General features: G+C 63.3%; 12 protein-coding genes and 1 other RNA gene. 8 read left to right on the top strand and 5 right to left on the bottom strand.

The window, feature by feature from the left end; all coding sequences use genetic code 11:
- Positions 1-168: 168 nt before the first annotated feature.
- Entirely contained in the window at positions 169-774 is a 606-nt protein-coding gene (locus L0U80_RS10465; RefSeq protein WP_233865860.1) for a DUF2059 domain-containing protein, read from the bottom strand.
- A gap of 165 nt (positions 775-939) precedes the next feature.
- Positions 940-3552 (bottom strand): DNA gyrase subunit A, encoded by a 2613-nt coding sequence (gyrA, locus tag L0U80_RS10470; RefSeq protein ID WP_233863913.1) that lies wholly within the window; start codon positions 3550-3552, stop codon positions 940-942.
- Positions 3553-4081: 529 nt separating this feature from the next.
- On the opposite strand from gyrA, the gene ompA reads away from it, so the two are divergent.
- The 4 genes from ompA (at position 4082) to ssrA (ending at position 6838) form a co-directional block, all read left to right on the top strand.
- The gene (gene ompA / locus L0U80_RS10475; protein ID WP_233863917.1) at positions 4082-4729 is read left to right on the top strand and encodes an outer membrane protein OmpA; all 648 of its coding nucleotides are present in this window, start codon (positions 4082-4084) and stop codon (positions 4727-4729) included.
- A 198-nt stretch (positions 4730-4927) separates the two neighbouring features.
- A complete protein-coding gene (gene ubiG / locus L0U80_RS10480; RefSeq protein ID WP_233863919.1) occupies positions 4928-5626 on the top strand; it encodes a bifunctional 2-polyprenyl-6-hydroxyphenol methylase/3-demethylubiquinol 3-O-methyltransferase UbiG in 699 nt (232 codons plus the stop codon).
- Between the two features lie 21 nt (positions 5627-5647).
- Positions 5648-6379, top strand: a complete 732-nt coding sequence (locus L0U80_RS10485) for an HAD-IA family hydrolase (RefSeq protein WP_233863921.1) — start codon at positions 5648-5650, stop codon at positions 6377-6379.
- Between the two features lie 89 nt (positions 6380-6468).
- Positions 6469-6838, top strand: a transfer-messenger RNA (tmRNA) gene (gene ssrA, locus L0U80_RS10490).
- A gap of 124 nt (positions 6839-6962) precedes the next feature.
- On the opposite strand, the gene L0U80_RS10495 is transcribed toward ssrA, so the two are convergent.
- Positions 6963-7229, bottom strand: a complete 267-nt coding sequence (locus L0U80_RS10495) for a hypothetical protein (protein ID WP_233863923.1) — start codon at positions 7227-7229, stop codon at positions 6963-6965.
- Positions 7230-7333: 104 nt separating this feature from the next.
- On the bottom strand, positions 7334-8419 hold the full coding sequence (locus L0U80_RS10500) for a substrate-binding domain-containing protein (protein WP_233863925.1): 1086 nt from the start codon (positions 8417-8419) through the stop codon (positions 7334-7336).
- A gap of 132 nt (positions 8420-8551) precedes the next feature.
- Here L0U80_RS10500 and L0U80_RS10505 point away from each other — a divergent pair, with 132 nt between their 5' ends.
- The 4 genes from L0U80_RS10505 to L0U80_RS10520 are packed head-to-tail and all read left to right on the top strand — an operon-like array spanning position 8552 to position 13838.
- Positions 8552-9076 (top strand): NAD(P)H-dependent oxidoreductase subunit E, encoded by a 525-nt coding sequence (locus tag L0U80_RS10505; protein WP_233863926.1) that lies wholly within the window; start codon positions 8552-8554, stop codon positions 9074-9076.
- Positions 9073-10641, top strand: a complete 1569-nt coding sequence (locus L0U80_RS10510) for a formate dehydrogenase beta subunit (RefSeq protein ID WP_233863928.1) — start codon at positions 9073-9075, stop codon at positions 10639-10641. Before L0U80_RS10505 ends, L0U80_RS10510 begins: the two co-directional genes overlap by 4 nt.
- A gap of 13 nt (positions 10642-10654) precedes the next feature.
- The gene (gene fdhF, locus L0U80_RS10515; protein WP_233863929.1) at positions 10655-13594 is read left to right on the top strand and encodes a formate dehydrogenase subunit alpha; all 2940 of its coding nucleotides are present in this window, start codon (positions 10655-10657) and stop codon (positions 13592-13594) included.
- 4 nt (positions 13595-13598) lie between these two features.
- Positions 13599-13838 (top strand): formate dehydrogenase subunit delta, encoded by a 240-nt coding sequence (locus L0U80_RS10520; protein WP_233863930.1) that lies wholly within the window; start codon positions 13599-13601, stop codon positions 13836-13838.
- Between the two features lie 73 nt (positions 13839-13911).
- Here the strand turns inward: L0U80_RS10520 and L0U80_RS10525 are convergent, their stop codons facing one another.
- A complete protein-coding gene (locus L0U80_RS10525) occupies positions 13912-15603 on the bottom strand; it encodes an FAD-dependent monooxygenase (protein ID WP_233863931.1) in 1692 nt (563 codons plus the stop codon).
- Positions 15604-15658: the final 55 nt, after the last annotated feature.

The following is a 15658-nucleotide window of genomic DNA, read 5'->3' on the forward strand; positions in this document are numbered from 1 at the left end:
GAAAATGGCCGTCTGCGCTTGCGCGCAAACAGCCATTATCGCACTGTCACCGGGAACCCGCCAACGCAGGTCCGGCGGCGGTTGGCGACGATCGAACCCCGAAACGTATGTCCGGGGCCGACGCGCCTGCGTTCGACCGCCGCCTTTCGACCGCGGTCTTCAGGCCAATTACTTGGCCGGCTTGACCGCTGCGACTTCCTTGTCAGCCTGGTCACGCGTCGCCTTGATCGATGCCGGCATGTACTTCTGCATCAGGCTGTTGACGACGTCACGGCCCACCTGGTCCTGGACCTGGATGAACTTGCGGCCGGTCGGGCTGCGGTAGAACGTGGTCAGGTCCTTGATTTCCTGAACGCTGTAGTACTTGGCGTAGGCTTCGTACTGAGCTTGCATTGCGTCCTGCTTGAACGCGTCGGTCGTGAAGACCTGGCCTGCACCGTCAACCAGCTTCGGCACGGCGGTCTTTTGCAGCGTCGGGACGGAAGCCTGCTTTTGCTTGTCCGTCAGCGTCTTGTTTTCCGACAGCGCGTCCGACAGGATCGCCGGGACGAGCTGCTTGGCTTGCATCTGCGCGCTGTTACCGATTGCGCCAACAAGCTTTTCCGCATCGATCGCATCGAGCAGGTCCTTGATCGCGGCTTGCTTGGCCGGATCAACCGGTGCGGCAGCAGCTGCCGGTGCCTGGGCAGGCGCCTGGGTCGAGAGCGCCTGGGCCATGGCAAACGTCGGCACGAGAGCGGCCAGCAACAAAACCTGCTTGAATCGTTTTTGCATCATTACTCCCACACATGAGAAATTAGTCGAACTGCCTGCCCTGCGGACCGCGAGATGCGTCATTCGCACCCGACCGGTGCCGCACGGGGCCATTCATTACATTCTTAAGCAACGGTCCGCTCACGCGGACCGCTACCGTTCCTTTACCCCTGGGTTACTACTGGGTTATTCCTGGGCCTCACCCTCGCCTGAATCGGCGTCACCCGCTTCGCTATCCGCATCGGCCTCTGCGACCTGCTGCAGACCGGAAAGCTTGGTACCTTCGTCAAGGCTGATGAGTGTAACACCTTGTGTCGCACGGCCCATTTCACGGATTTCCGATACGCGAGTGCGGATCAGCACACCCGTCGTCGTGATCAGCATGATCTGGGCTTCGGGGTCCACGAGCGTCGCAGCAACGACGCGGCCGTTGCGCTCCGACGTCTGGATCGCAATCATCCCCTTCGTACCGCGCCCGTGACGCGTGTACTCGGTGATCGGCGTGCGCTTGCCGTAGCCGTTCTCGGTTGCGGTGAGCACTGACTGCTGCTCGTCGCCCGCCACGAGAAGGGCTATGACCTGCTGGTTGTCGTCGAGTTGCATGCCGCGCACGCCTCGCGCTTCGCGGCCCATCGGGCGCACGTCGTTTTCGTCGAAGCGCACGGCCTTGCCCGCGTCGGAGAACAACATGACGTCGTGCTCGCCGTCGGTGATGGCAGCGCCGATCAGGTAATCGCCGTCATCGAGGCCGACGGCAATAATGCCCTTGCGCAACGGGCGGCTGAACGCCTCGAGCGGGGTCTTCTTCACGGTGCCGAGCGCGGTCGCCATGAAGACAAACTTGTCCGCCGAGAATTCCTTCACCGGCAGCACAACCGTGATCTTTTCGCCATCCTGCAGCGGGAACATATTGACGATCGGACGGCCGCGCGAATTGCGGGAGCCTTGCGGCACCTCGTAGACCTTCACCCAGTACACGCGCCCGCGATTCGAGAAGCACAGGATGTGGTCGTGGGTGTTGGCGATGAAGAGCGTGTCGATCCAGTCGTCGTCCTTCATCGAGGTGGCCTGTTTGCCGCGACCTCCGCGCTTCTGGGCGCGATATTCGGACAACGGCTGCGATTTCACGTAACCGGCATGCGACATGGTGACGACCATGTCCTGCGGCGTGATCAGGTCCTCGGTGTTCAGCTCCGTCGCGTTCATCTCGATCTTCGAACGACGCGCGTCGCCGAATTCGCTCTTGATCGCGGTGAGTTCGTCGGAGATCATGACCGTTACGCGCTCGGGGCGCGCAAGGATGTCCAGCAGGTCAGCAATCTGCGCCATCACTTCGCGGTACTCGCCGATGATCTTGTCCTGCTCCAGACCGGTCAGGCGCTGCAGACGCATCTGCAGGATTTCCTGAGCCTGGGTGTCGGACAGACGGTAGAGGCCATCGCCCTGCATACCGTACAGCGGGTTAAGCCCTTCCGGACGGTAGGCCTCGCGCCCACCCGCCGCTGCGTTCTCCGACTCCGCGCGCGCCAGCATCTCGCGCACGAGCGACGAATCCCACGAGCGGTTCATCAGTTCCTGCTTCGCGATCGGCGGTGTCGGCGCGGCCTTGATGATCGCGATGAAGTCGTCGATGTTCGCGAGCGCGACAGCCAGACCTTCCAGCACGTGGCCACGTTCGCGCGCCTTGCGCAGTTCGTATACAGTGCGCCGCGTCAAAACCTCGCGACGATGCGACAGGAAATGGTCGAGCATTTCCTTCAGGTTCAGCAGCTTCGGCTGGTTGTCCACCAGCGCGACCATGTTCATGCCGAACGTGTCCTGCAGCTGCGTCGCCTTATACAGATTGTTGAGGATGACCTCGGGCACTTCACCGCGCTTGAGCTCGATCACGACGCGCATGCCGCTCTTGTCCGATTCGTCGCGGATATCCGAAATGCCTTCGAGCTTCTTCTCGTTGACCAGTTCGGCGATACGCTCAAGCAGCGAACGCTTGTTCACCTGATACGGCAATTCGTCGACGATGATCGCCATGCGCTGGCCGCGATCGATCTCTTCGAAGTGCGTGGCTGCGCGCATCACGACGCGGCCGCGGCCGGTGCGATAGCCGTCGCGCACGCCGGCGACGCCGTAGATGATGCCGGCGGTCGGGAAATCCGGCGCCGGAATGATTTCGATCAATTCATCGATGGACGCCTGCGGATTCTTCAGCAGGTGCTGGCAGGCATCGACGACTTCATTGAGGTTGTGCGGCGGAATGTTCGTGGCCATGCCGACCGCGATGCCCGACGAGCCGTTGATCAACAGGTTCGGGATGCGCGCGGGCAGAATCAGCGGCTCGCTTTCGCTGCCGTCGTAGTTCGGCCCGAAGTCGACCGTTTCCTTGTCGATGTCGGCGAGCAGTTCGTGGCCGATCTTCGCCATGCGGATTTCGGTGTATCGCATGGCCGCGGCGTTGTCGCCGTCGATCGAGCCGAAGTTGCCCTGCCCGTCCACGAGCATGTAGCGCAACGAGAAGCTCTGCGCCATCCGGACAATCGTGTCGTAGACAGCGGTGTCGCCGTGGGGGTGGTATTTACCGATGACGTCGCCGACGATACGCGCCGACTTCTTATAGGCACGATTCCAGTCGTTGTTCAGCTCGTGCATCGCGTAGAGCACGCGCCGGTGCACGGGCTTCAGGCCGTCGCGAACATCCGGGAGCGCCCGCCCGACAATCACGCTCATCGCGTAATCGAGATACGAGCGACGCATTTCCTCCTCGAGGGAGATAGGCAGAGTCTCTTTGGCGAATTGATCCATTATCGATGTCGTATACAGGCGCACCGGACGCAGCCGGTGGAAGCCGGCAGGCAGCCTGGCGCGCCCATGCTGTCGCATGGACGCCGCGGACGCAGCGCATCACGCGATTCTACCATGCGCGACACCCCCGTCCGCGCCCTGCGTATACCTATTAGAGGGGGCGCGCCGGACCGCTCAGAAGCGCATTGAATGGACGCACGCAGGACAACTCGGTGCAATTGAACGACGTCGTGCGGCCTTTTGGGGGACACTGAGGGCCGAGCCTCGACCCAGGGTAAGCCGCGGGAACTTTTTGTTGCGGGTGTACCACATTAAACTTGCGGTAAACAAAGGGGCGGATAATTTTTATCGTCGGACGGGAACGATATGGCAAAATGCCAACACACAAAGTTAGACACTGCTCGAAGTCTACACAACACCAACACGTTTCCGACAACGCGCCGATGTTATACTTCGAGCAATGTATGACCGGTCTTCGTCATATAGCTCGCAGTAAATCTGCGGTAATCTCAATTTCGAGAGGAGAAATATGAATCAACTTTCAAAGCTCGCGTTCATTGCAGCTACCGCAGTTATGGCTGCATCCGCCTCGGCACAATCGGTGCCGGCGTCGCGACAAGCCGTCAATGACAACTGGGTGAATGGTACGGGCGAGTGGGTGTGGATGAACGGCACGAACGAGCTTTGCTGGCGCGATGCGTTCTGGACGCCTGCAACGGCTAACGCGAAGTGCGATGGCGCCCTGGTCGCCCAGGCTCCGGCCCCGACCCCGGTTGCTCCGGCACCGGCACCGGCCATCACCAGCGAGAAGATCACGTACCAGGCTGACGCCCTGTTCGACTTCGACAAGGCTATCCTGAAGCCGGCCGGCCGCGACAAGCTCGACGAACTGGCAACGAAGATTCAGGCGCTGAACCTCGAAGTCGTCGTCGCAACGGGCCACACCGACCGTATCGGTACGGTTGCCTACAACGACCGTCTGTCGCTGCGTCGCGCACAAGCCGTCAAGGCATACCTGGTCAGCAAGGGCGTTCCGGCCGACCGTATCTATACGGAAGGCAAGGGTCCGCGTCAACCGGTTACGACGGGTTGCAACCAGAAGAACCGCAAGGCTCTCATCGCCTGCCTCGCACCGGATCGTCGCGTGGAAGTCGAAGTCGTCGGCACGAAGAAGTAATTCGCGAGTCGCGACTGAAAGTCTCAAAGCCCCGCTTCGGCGGGGCTTTTTTTGTGCCCATTTCTCCCTGACTTCGCTGCGCCGACGGACGGCCTGCCCTGCTGGCGGCAAACGGCGGCATTTGGCTGCCATGGCAACCCGCCTATATACTCAGGGTTTATCCTCCTCCACCCGAACCCGCGCCTCAGGCCACACGACATGACGAACGCCGATCCCCATGAACTTCAGAAATTCAGCGATCTCGCGCATCGCTGGTGGGATCCGAACGCGGAATTCAAACCGCTACACGAACTGAACCCGGTCCGGCTTGACTGGATCGACACTCACGCGCACCTGAGCGGAAAGCGCGCGCTCGACATCGGCTGCGGCGGCGGCATCCTGTCCGAGTCGATGGCCGGACTTGGCGCGACCGTCAAAGGCATCGACCTTTCGCGCGAAGCGCTCGGCGTCGCAGACCTGCATAGCCTCGAAAGCGGCGTGACCGTCGACTATGAGGAGATAGCGGCCGAAGCGCTCGCCGCGCGCGAACCTGCCTCGTTCGATGTCGTGACCTGCATGGAGATGCTCGAGCACGTGCCCGATCCGTCCAGTGTGGTCGACGCCTGCGCCACACTCGTCAAACCGGGTGGCTGGGTGTTCTTCTCGACGCTCAACCGGAACGTGAAGTCCTATCTGCTCGCCGTGATCGGCGCCGAATACATCGCGCAGATGCTGCCCAAGGGCACGCACGATTACGCGCGCTTCATCCGGCCGTCCGAGTTAGCCGGGCTTGTCCGTCAAGCTGGACTGAGCCTCGTCGAGATCAAGGGGATCACGTATAACCCGCTCACGCGGCACTTTTCGCTCTCGAACGATTCCAGCGTCAATTACATGATCGCCTGCCGGCGCGACGCCTGACGCGCGCGTTCCTCGTCCGATATGAGTTCATTTACGAAAGCCTCTCCTGCGCCCGATAACGGCGCAGCACTTGCCGCGTGCGAAGCCGTGCTGTTCGATTTCGACGGCACGCTCGCCGACACTGCGCCCGACCTCGCCGCCGCAGTCAACCAGATGCGTCACGCACGCGGTCTCGCGCCCGCGCCGCTCGACCGGCTGCGGCCGCTTGCCTCCGCCGGTGCGCGCGGCCTGATCGGCGGCGCATTCGGCATCGGGCCGGACCATCCGGAATTCGCGGCGATGCGCGAGGAGTTTCTCGCCAACTACGCGGCAAACCTGCGCGTCGAGACAGCGCTCTTTCCGGGTATTGATGCCGTCCTCGACGACCTCGATACGCGAGGCGTGCGCTGGGGCATCGTGACCAACAAGGTCGCGCGGCTCACTGACCCGCTCGTCGCGCTGATGCACCTCGACGCGCGCGCAGCCTGCGTGGTCAGCGGCGACACCACGCCCTACTCGAAGCCGCATCCCGCGCCGCTGCTCCACGCGGCGCGAGCGCTCGGCGTCGATCCGCACCGCGCGGTCTATGTCGGCGACGATCTGCGCGACGTTCAGGCTGGCGTTGCCGCCGGCATGGCTACCATCGCAGCCGCCTATGGCTACTGCGGCAACGACGTGCCGCCATCCGAGTGGAACGCGCAGTACGTTGCCGACACTTCAGCGGCGTTGCTCACGCTGCTCGGCCACGTCCGCCAAACGGCGCGGGCGGTATAGACACCGTATAGGTACATCGGCGGCACGCGCCCTTGAAATGGACGCGGTTAGCCTCATCTTGCGTAGTGTGGGATAATTGACTTTCCTCTGGGGCCGACCTGGTTTCGACAGGGGTTATGAAGCAGTCAGGGCATGCCGAGGACCCGTCACCTCGTTAATCAATGGGAAAAACGTAACTGCAAACGACGATACGTTCGCACTGGCAGCCTAAGGGCCGCCGTCCTCTGCCTAGTTTACTGACGGGCTAGCGTCGCAAGACCGGTAGCAATACCGCCAGAGGTCATTTACGTCAGTTAAGCTCTGTCGGCGTCACGACGCCAGGGTCGAAAATCTAGTGAATCGCCGTAGCGCAGCGTGTTCGTCCGCGTCGCTGCGGTTAAATCAAATGACAGAACTACGCATGTAGAACTGGGTGTGGACTGCCTTTGGACGCGGGTTCGATTCCCGCCGGCTCCACCAGAATTCCCGCTTCAAACAAAAAACTCGCGAAACCCTTTCGGACTTCGCGAGTTTTTCTTTGTGCGCCACGAAAACCACCCTGACCGGAAGCCGCATCGTTCCCGGCACCCAGGCGCTCAAAGCATCAGTCGTCCTGCGGACACTGCAGATTGCAGCCGTTCGGATCACCCATATCGCCCTTGCGGCGCTTGGCCGACTCCTTGCCGTGCTGGTATTTGGCCGACGGCGCCGAAGCCGCGAACTGCATTTGCGGGTGTTCCTGGAGCCTGAACTGGTCGGTAAGAATGCCGCCCGGCACGCCCGGCGAATTCTGTGCGAAAGCAATCGAGACGGTGGCAAACAAGGCTCCCGCGGTCACGGCAGCAGCACAAACATTAAGCACAAATTTCATGGTTGATCGGCGCGTCGGGCGCGCATCGGAAACGGGAAGCCAACGACTACACGAAAGTATCACAAAAAGCGCCGCGCTCTGCAGCACAGACTGATTGCATCGTGTTACGGCGTGCTCTGCAATCCGGCCCAGCCTTCCTCGAGCGGCACGACCTTGCCACATTCGGCTGGGTCATAGCCCTCCAGATGCGCGACCACCTGCCGGAACGCGCCGCTGCGCAGCAGTTTCAGCACCGAAAACAGCGGCTCGCGCTCGATCTTGTCGCGATCACACGCGAAATAGTAGTCTTCGTCGGCGATTGGCACGAAATCAAGGCCAAAGTGATGCGCAGCCGGTTCGACGCCGAAGCCCACGTCTGCCACCCCGCTCGCGACGAACGCCGCGATCGCGGAGTGCGTCAACTCCGATGACGCGTAGCCGTTCACGCGTTCGGGATCGACGCCGATTCCCGTGAGCAGCAAATCGATCAACATCCGGGTGCCCGAGCCCCGCTGCCGGTTGACGAAGCGGACGTCGGCACGCGCCAGGTCCGAAAGCCCGGTAATGTGCTTCGGGTTGCCTCGCACGACGAAAAGTCCCTGCTTGCGGCGCGTCAGGTGGAGCAACACATGGCGCTGCGGATCGAGCCACTGTCGATAGGCATCGGCGCACGCGGAACGGAAATCGCCACGCGGCAGATGGAAGCCCGCCAGATCGCATTCGCCGCGCGCGAGCGCCGTGATGGCGTCGACGCTGTCGCGGTACTTGATCTCCACCGGAACCTGATCGGCAACCAGCGCGGTGACCAGCGATGCCACCGCATAGCCGTGCGACGCGTGGATACGCAGCTCCTGCCCATGCGGCGCGAGCCAGCGGTTCAGATCGCTCGCCACCTCGCTCGCAAGCGCCTGCAGATTCCCCTGCAAGCGCTCGCCGCACAGCCGTTGCGAGCGCAGCACCGCCTCGCCGAGTTCCGAAAGCACAGAGCCGCGCCCGCGCTCCTTGGCGATTAGCGCCCCCCCGAGATGCTCCTCGACTTCGCGCAGCAATCCCCACGCGTGCCGGTAGGACAAACCCTTGCGCCGCGCGGCATTCGCGATGCTGCCTTCCTCCGCAACGAGCGCGAGAAGCGCTACAACGTCCGTCAGGCTTGCCTCGCGGCCTTCCCCATCACGCACGATCAGCTGTGCACGGCATTCGACCTTGATCATTATGAAATCGCTGTTCCTATTGCGAAAGCCGGCGCACCAGCCTATTGTTCGACCATACAACGAAGACAACCGCAGCATACGTGCACGGTTTATGAATTTCAAGTGCATATATGCTCCAGGAGGAGCCCCACTTTGGACGACATAACAGTCACGCCAGCGGACGAACTCGTGCGCCGTCATGCGCAACCTGGCCGCACGCTGCTCGCGATCCTGCACGCCATTCAGGACGAAACCGGTTTCATTCCGACCGAAACGGTGGTGCCGCTCGCGAAGGCGCTAAACCTTTCGCGCGCCGAAGTTCACGGTGTCGTCACGTACTACCACCATTTCCGTACCTCGCCGCCAGCGGCCGTAACGGTCCAGCTCTGTCGCGCCGAGGCGTGCCGCAGCATGGGCAGCGAGGCACTCGCGCAGCACATCGAGTCGAGCACCGGCTGCCATTTCGCCCAGCAGCACGGTCACGGCCACGATCACCCGCAAGCGCATGAAGGCGGCGGCCTGCTCGCGCTGGAGTCCGTCTATTGCCTCGGGCAGTGCGCTCTCTCGCCCGCCATGACCATTAACGGCACGTTGCACGCGAAAGTGACCCCGCAGAAGTTCGACGCCCTGCTCGCCACCGCAATGGCCAGCATCGACGGTGCCAAGGAGGTCGCATGACACGCATCTATGTCCCCTGCGACTCGTCTGCGCTCGCACTCGGCGCCGACGCCATCGCGCAAGCCATCGAGCGCGAAGCCGCCGCGCGCGGAATCCAGATCGATCTCGTGCGCAATGGCTCACGCGGGCTGCTCTATCTCGAACCGCTGATCGAAGTGGAGACGGATGAAGGCCGCGTCGGCTACGCCAACGTCGAGCCCGAAGAAGTCGGCGCGCTCTTCGACGCAGGTTTTGTGCAAGGCGCGCAGCACGCGCGCAGCGTCGGGCTCGTCGAACAGATTCCGTATCTGCGTAAGCAGCAGCGCCTCACGTTCGCGCGCATCGGCATCACCGACCCGCTCTCGACCGACGACTACGTCGCCCACGGCGGCCTCGAAGGACTGAAAAACGCACTTGCAATGACGGGCGCCGCCGTCTGCGACGCACTGATCGAATCGGGTCTGCGCGGACGCGGCGGCGCTGCGTTCCCGGCGGGCATCAAGTGGCGCACGGTCGCCAACGCGCAGGCCAACCAGAAGTACATCGTCTGCAATGCCGACGAAGGCGACTCGGGCACCTTCTCCGACCGGCTCGTCATGGAAAGCGATCCGTACGTGCTGATCGAAGGCATGACGATCGCGGGTATCGCGGTTGGCGCGACGGTCGGCCATATCTATGTGCGCAGCGAGTATCCGCATTCGATCGCAGCACTCGAAGAAGCCATCCGCCGCGCGCGCGTTGCAGGTTGGCTCGGCGATAACGTGCTCGGCAGCGGTAAAAAGTTCGACCTCTTCGTCGCAAAGGGCGCGGGCGCCTATGTGTGCGGCGAAGAAACCGCGTTGCTCGAATCGCTCGAAGGCAAGCGCGGCATCGTGCGTGCGAAGCCGCCGCTGCCCGCACTCGCCGGCCTGTATGGCAAGCCGACGGTCATCAACAACGTCATCACGCTCGCCACGGTGCCGATCATCTTCGCGAAGGGCGCCGCGTTCTACAAGGACTTCGGCATGGGCCGCTCGCGTGGCACGCTGCCGTTCCAGCTCGCGGGCAACATCGCACGCGGCGGGCTCGTCGAACTGGCGTTCGGTGTGACGCTGCGCGAACTGATGTTCGACTACGGCGGCGGCACCGCAAGCGGTCGCGCTGCGCGCGCCGTGCAGGTCGGCGGCCCGCTCGGCACCTATCTGCCCGAAAGCCAGTGGGACATTCCGATGGACTACGAAGCGTATGCAGCCGTCGGCGCAGTGGTTGGCCACGGCGGGCTCGTCGTCCACGACGACACCTCCGATCTCGCCGGACTCGCGCAATACGCGATGGAGTTCTGCGCACTCGAATCGTGCGGCAAGTGCACGCCGTGCCGCATCGGCTCGACGCGCGGCGTCGAAGTGATCGCGAAGATCCGCAACGGAGACACATCGGAGAAACAGGTCACGCTGCTGCGCGATCTGTGCGACACGATGGTGTCCGGCTCGCTCTGCGCGATGGGCGGCATGACGCCCTACCCGGTGCTCTCGGCACTGAACCATTTCCCCGAAGATTTCGGTCTCGAACCCGCAGCACAACCCGCCGCCCCCGCGGCGGCCGCCTGAACGAGGAGCCAGCATGTCCGACACGCTCATGTCCAAAGCCGGTTGCGGCTCCGGCAATTGCAGTTGCAAGTCGCAGGCGATGAAGCAACGCGATCCGTTCGACGACACCGACTACGGCACGCCCCTGCGCCATTCCGACGTCGACGTCACGCTCGAAATCGACGGCCAGTCCGTGACGGTGCCTGCGGGCACGTCCGTGATGCGCGCCTCGATCGAAGCGGGCATCAATGTGCCGAAGCTCTGCGCCACCGATTCGCTCGAACCGTTCGGCTCGTGCCGTCTGTGTCTCGTCGAGATCGAGGGACGTAGGGGCTACCCGGCCTCGTGCACGACGCCCGTTGAAGCAGGCATGAAAGTCCGCACGCAGACCAACCGCCTCCAGGATCTGCGCCGCAACGTGATGGAGCTGTACATCTCCGATCACCCGCTCGACTGCCTCACCTGTCCCGCCAACGGCGACTGCGAGCTGCAGGACATGGCGGGCGTCACGGGCCTGCGCGAAGTGCGCTACGGCTTCGAGGGCGCCAACCACCTCAAGGACAAGAAGGACGAGTCGAATCCGTACTTCACCTACGATCCGTCGAAGTGCATTGTCTGCAATCGCTGCGTGCGGGCCTGTGAGGAAACGCAAGGCACCTTCGCGCTAACCATCGCGGGACGCGGTTTCGAATCGCGCGTCGCGGCAGGCATGAGCGAGCCGTTCATGGAATCGGAATGCGTGTCGTGCGGCGCGTGCGTCGCTGCATGCCCGACCGCAACGCTGCAGGAAAAAAGCGTCGTGATGCTCGGTCAGGCCGAACACTCGGTCGTGACGACCTGTGCCTATTGCGGCGTGGGCTGCTCGTTCAAGGCCGAGATGAAGGGCAACCAGGTCGTGCGCATGGTGCCGCACAAGAACGGCCAGGCGAACGAGGGGCATGCTTGCGTGAAGGGCCGCTTCGCGTGGGGTTACGCGACGCACAAGGACCGCATCAAGAAGCCGATGATCCGCGCGAAGATCACCGATCCGTGGCGCGAAGTGAGCTGGGACGAAGCGATCAGCTACGCCGCGAGCGAGTTCCGCCGCATCCAGGACAAATATGGCCGCGATTCGATCGGCGGCATCACGTCGTCGCGCTGCACGAACGAGGAAACGTATCTCGTGCAGAAGCTTGTGCGTGCCGCGTTCGGCAACAACAACGTCGATACCTGCGCACGCGTCTGCCACTCGCCCACGGGCTACGGCCTGAAGACGACGCTCGGTGAATCGGCGGGCACGCAGACGTTCGCGTCGGTCGATCACTCCGACGTCATCATGGTGATCGGCGCCAATCCCACCGACGGCCATCCGGTCTTCGGCTCGCGCCTGAAGCGCCGCGTGCGCGAGGGCGCCAAGCTGATCGTCGTGGATCCGCGCCGCATCGATATCGTCGATACCGCGCACGTCAAGGCCGAGCATCACCTGCAACTGCGCCCCGGCACGAACGTCGCGATGGTCAATGCGCTCGCGCACGTGATCGTCACCGAAGGTCTGCTGAACGAAGCTTTCATCGCCGAGCGTTGCGAGACGCGCGCGTTTGGTCAATGGCGCGATTTCGTGTCGCTGCCGGAGAATTCGCCCGAAGCCAGCGAAGCGGTCACCGGCGTACCCGCACAAAGCGTTCGCGAAGCCGCACGTCTCTACGCGAAGGGCGGCAATGCCGCGATCTACTACGGCCTCGGCGTCACGGAGCACGCACAAGGCTCGACGATGGTGATGGGCATCGCGAACCTCGCGATGGCGACGGGCAACATCGGACGTGAAGGCGTCGGCGTGAATCCGCTGCGCGGCCAGAACAACGTCCAGGGCTCGTGCGACATGGGTTCGTTCCCGCATGAGCTGCCGGGCTATCGCCACGTCGGCGACACCACGACGCGCACGCTTTTCGAGGACGCCTGGAACGTCGCGCTGCAGGCCGAGCCGGGCCTGCGCATCCCGAACATGTTCGAGGCTGCGCTCGACGGCTCCTTCATGGGCCTCTACTGCCAGGGCGAAGACATCGTCCAGTCCGATCCGAACACGCAGCACGTGTCGGCCGCACTGTCGTCGATGGAATGCATCGTCGTGCAGGACATCTTCCTGAACGAAACCGCGAAGTATGCGCACGTCCTGCTGCCGGGCTCGTCGTTCCTCGAAAAGGACGGCACGTTCACGAACGCCGAGCGCCGCATCTCGCGCGTTCGCAAGGTGATGCCGCCGATCGCCGGTTACGCCGACTGGGAAGTCACGATCCTGCTCTCTCGCGCGCTCGGCTACGAGATGGACTACACGCATCCTTCGCAGATCATGGACGAGATCGCACGCCTCACGCCGACGTTCCATGGCGTCTCGTACCAGCGTATCGACGAACTCGGCAGCATCCAGTGGCCCTGCAATGAAGAAGCACCCGACGGCACGCCGATCATGCACATCGATGAGTTCGTGCGCGGCAAGGGCAAGTTCGTGATCACGAAGTTCATCGCGACGCCGGAGAAGGTCACGCGCCGCTATCCGCTGCTGCTCACGACAGGCCGCATCCTCTCGCAGTACAACGTGGGCGCGCAGACGCGCCGCACCGACAACTCGCGCTGGCACGAAGAGGACCGGCTCGAAATCCATCCGGTCGACGCCGAGGATCGCGGCATCCGCGACGGCGACTGGGTCGGCATCGAGTCGCGCGCGGGGCACACCGTGTTGCGTGCGAAGGTCAGCACGCGCATGCAGCCGGGCGTGGTCTACACGACGTTCCACTTCCCCGAATCGGGCGCGAACGTCATCACGACCGAATCGTCCGACTGGGCCACCAACTGCCCCGAGTACAAGGTGACCGCGGTGCAGGTGAACCACGTCCAGCAGCCTTCCGAATGGCAACGCGAGTACTCGCGCTTCAACGCCGAGCAGCTCGACCTGCATCGCAGGCGCGAGGGCGAGGCCGTCACGACTTCAGGGAAATGATGCGATGAAAGCAGACCATTTGATCGAAATGGCCAACCAGATCGGGATGTTCTTCGACTCGCTGCCCGATCGCGACGAAGCGCTCTTCGATATCGCCGAACACATCCGCCGCTTCTGGGAGCCGCGCATGCGGCGCGTGTTGCTCGCCGAACTCGACAGCGGCGCCGAGGCGGGTTTCACCGAGATCGTGTTGGCCGCGCTGGTCAAGCATCGCGAGTCACTGGTGCCCGCCGTGGCAGCCTGAGCGCGCGCACCTATAACGCGGAACAGCGCACGCGGTCAGTGCGCGGTTCCGCGTTTTTGCGTTTCACGCAACGTCAATCGGCACTTGCCTGCGGAAAGCCGTTCGCCGCGAACCAGGACTCGCAAAGGCGCAACACGGCGTTCAAATCGGACGATGGGCGGCCACGCGCGCAGAGATATCCATCGGGTCGCACGAGATAGAACGCGGGACGCGTCCGCCCGTACGCTTCGCTCAGCGACGACGCGCCCTCGCCTACGGGCGTCGTCTCACCGGCCGGCGCGTCGCTCAGCCACCATACGCGCAGCGCCTGCGACAAGATCCGCTCGATCGCTTGCACGAAATGCGCGAGAGCATCGGCTTCGCGCGCGGCGTTGCCGTTATCGGCCGCGCGGGCGACGTCCTCATCCACGAGTAGAAACAGCGAGAAGCTCGCCGGATCGTGCAGGTCGAAGATGCGGCCTGTGCCGGGCGCCTGCCCGAAGGGTCCATCGACTACGCGCGCGAGAGCATCGGGCGCGCGATCGCCCGCACGCGGACCGCCGTCGACCACACGTTCGAGCGTGAGCGGGCTGCGACGGTACTGGATCGACAGCTCGCTCAGTGCCTCGCGCGCAGCGTCGCGCAGTGGGCCAAGCGCCGCGAGGGCCGGCATCACGCGCTCGCGCAACAGCTTCATCGGGCCGTGGTCGGCTTCGACGAGTTGCGTCATGAAGCTCGTCTGCTGCAGGACGTTGCGCTCGATCGGATAGCGTTCGCCATGATAGGTGTCGAGCAGACGATCGGGCGCACCACCCGCGATCACGCGTGCGAGCTTCCAGCCCAGATTAAACGCCTCCTGAATGCCCGTGTTCATCCCCTGTGCGCCTGCCGGGCTGTGCACATGCGCGGCGTCGCCGGCGAAGAACACACGCTCCATGCGCAGCTCGCGCACCATGCGGCTGTTCACGCTGAAGTACGACGACCAGGTCATGTCCGAGACCTCGACCGGATGGTGTACGCGGTGCTCGATGATCTCGCGGCATTCGTCGAGCGTCGGTAGCGCAACCGCCCCTTCAGGCGCCGTGGGCAGCACGGCCTTGTGATCGGCCATCAATCGCCAGCGCCCATTGCCGAACGGAAGCAACACGACAAGCCCTTCTCCGGACGCGAAGACGTGAAATTCATCATCGGGCCAGGGCGCGTCCGCGATGACATCGGCAAGCAGGAACGACTGCGCGAGGGTATCGCCGTCGAACTGCATCGCGAGCTTGCGCCGTATCGTGCTATGCGCACCGTCCGCCGCAATGAGGTATGAACTGCGGATCGATTCGATTCGCCCATCGGCGCGACGCACTTCGGCGCTTACCCCCGCCGATCCCTGCGTGAATTCCAGCAACTCGCTACCGCGTTCGATCTCGACACCGAGCGTCGCGAGATGGTCTGTGAGAATGCGTTCGGTGACGGTCTGGTCGAGAAACAGCAGATACGGGTAACGCGTGAGGAGCGGATCAAAGTCGAGTCGCGCGCGGCGTTGCCCGTTCGAATAGAGGTTCGCGACGTGAGCACGGTGACCGAGTTCGAGAAAGGGCTCGACGATGCGGTGCTGTTCGAAGAGTTCGAGCGTTCGCGCCTGAATGCCGATGGCGCGCGTATGACGCCCGGGCTCGGGCGCGCGATCGATCAGGCGGACCGGAATGCGCGCACGGGCGAGACTCATCGCAGCAGCGAGACCCGTCGGTCCTGCACCGACGATGAGCACGGACGACAAGGGAGAAACCACGGTCATGCAGACCTCCATGCGGTCAACATGACCTGTAGTGTACGCCCGCCACCCTCGCCCC

This window comes from Paraburkholderia adhaesiva (genome assembly GCF_021390575.1).
In the GTDB taxonomy this organism is placed as follows: domain Bacteria; phylum Pseudomonadota; class Gammaproteobacteria; order Burkholderiales; family Burkholderiaceae; genus Paraburkholderia; species Paraburkholderia adhaesiva.

Excerpts from the sequence above, each read along its gene's own strand:
- L0U80_RS10520 (WP_233863930.1), top strand. The coding sequence starts at position 13,599 with ATGAAAGCAGACCATTTGATCGAAATGGCCAACCAGATCGGGATGTTC.
- L0U80_RS10495 (WP_233863923.1), bottom strand. The coding sequence starts at position 7,229 with ATGAAATTTGTGCTTAATGTTTGTGCTGCTGCCGTGACCGCGGGAGCC.
- L0U80_RS10465 (WP_233865860.1), bottom strand. The coding sequence starts at position 774 with ATGCAAAAACGATTCAAGCAGGTTTTGTTGCTGGCCGCTCTCGTGCCG.
- L0U80_RS10525 (WP_233863931.1), bottom strand. The coding sequence starts at position 15,603 with ATGACCGTGGTTTCTCCCTTGTCGTCCGTGCTCATCGTCGGTGCAGGA.
- ompA (WP_233863917.1), top strand. The coding sequence starts at position 4,082 with ATGAATCAACTTTCAAAGCTCGCGTTCATTGCAGCTACCGCAGTTATG.
- fdhF (WP_233863929.1), top strand. The coding sequence starts at position 10,655 with ATGTCCGACACGCTCATGTCCAAAGCCGGTTGCGGCTCCGGCAATTGC.
- L0U80_RS10485 (WP_233863921.1), top strand. The coding sequence starts at position 5,648 with ATGAGTTCATTTACGAAAGCCTCTCCTGCGCCCGATAACGGCGCAGCA.
- ubiG (WP_233863919.1), top strand. The coding sequence starts at position 4,928 with ATGACGAACGCCGATCCCCATGAACTTCAGAAATTCAGCGATCTCGCG.
- L0U80_RS10510 (WP_233863928.1), top strand. The coding sequence starts at position 9,073 with ATGACACGCATCTATGTCCCCTGCGACTCGTCTGCGCTCGCACTCGGC.
- L0U80_RS10500 (WP_233863925.1), bottom strand. The coding sequence starts at position 8,419 with ATGATCAAGGTCGAATGCCGTGCACAGCTGATCGTGCGTGATGGGGAA.
- gyrA (WP_233863913.1), bottom strand. The coding sequence starts at position 3,552 with ATGGATCAATTCGCCAAAGAGACTCTGCCTATCTCCCTCGAGGAGGAA.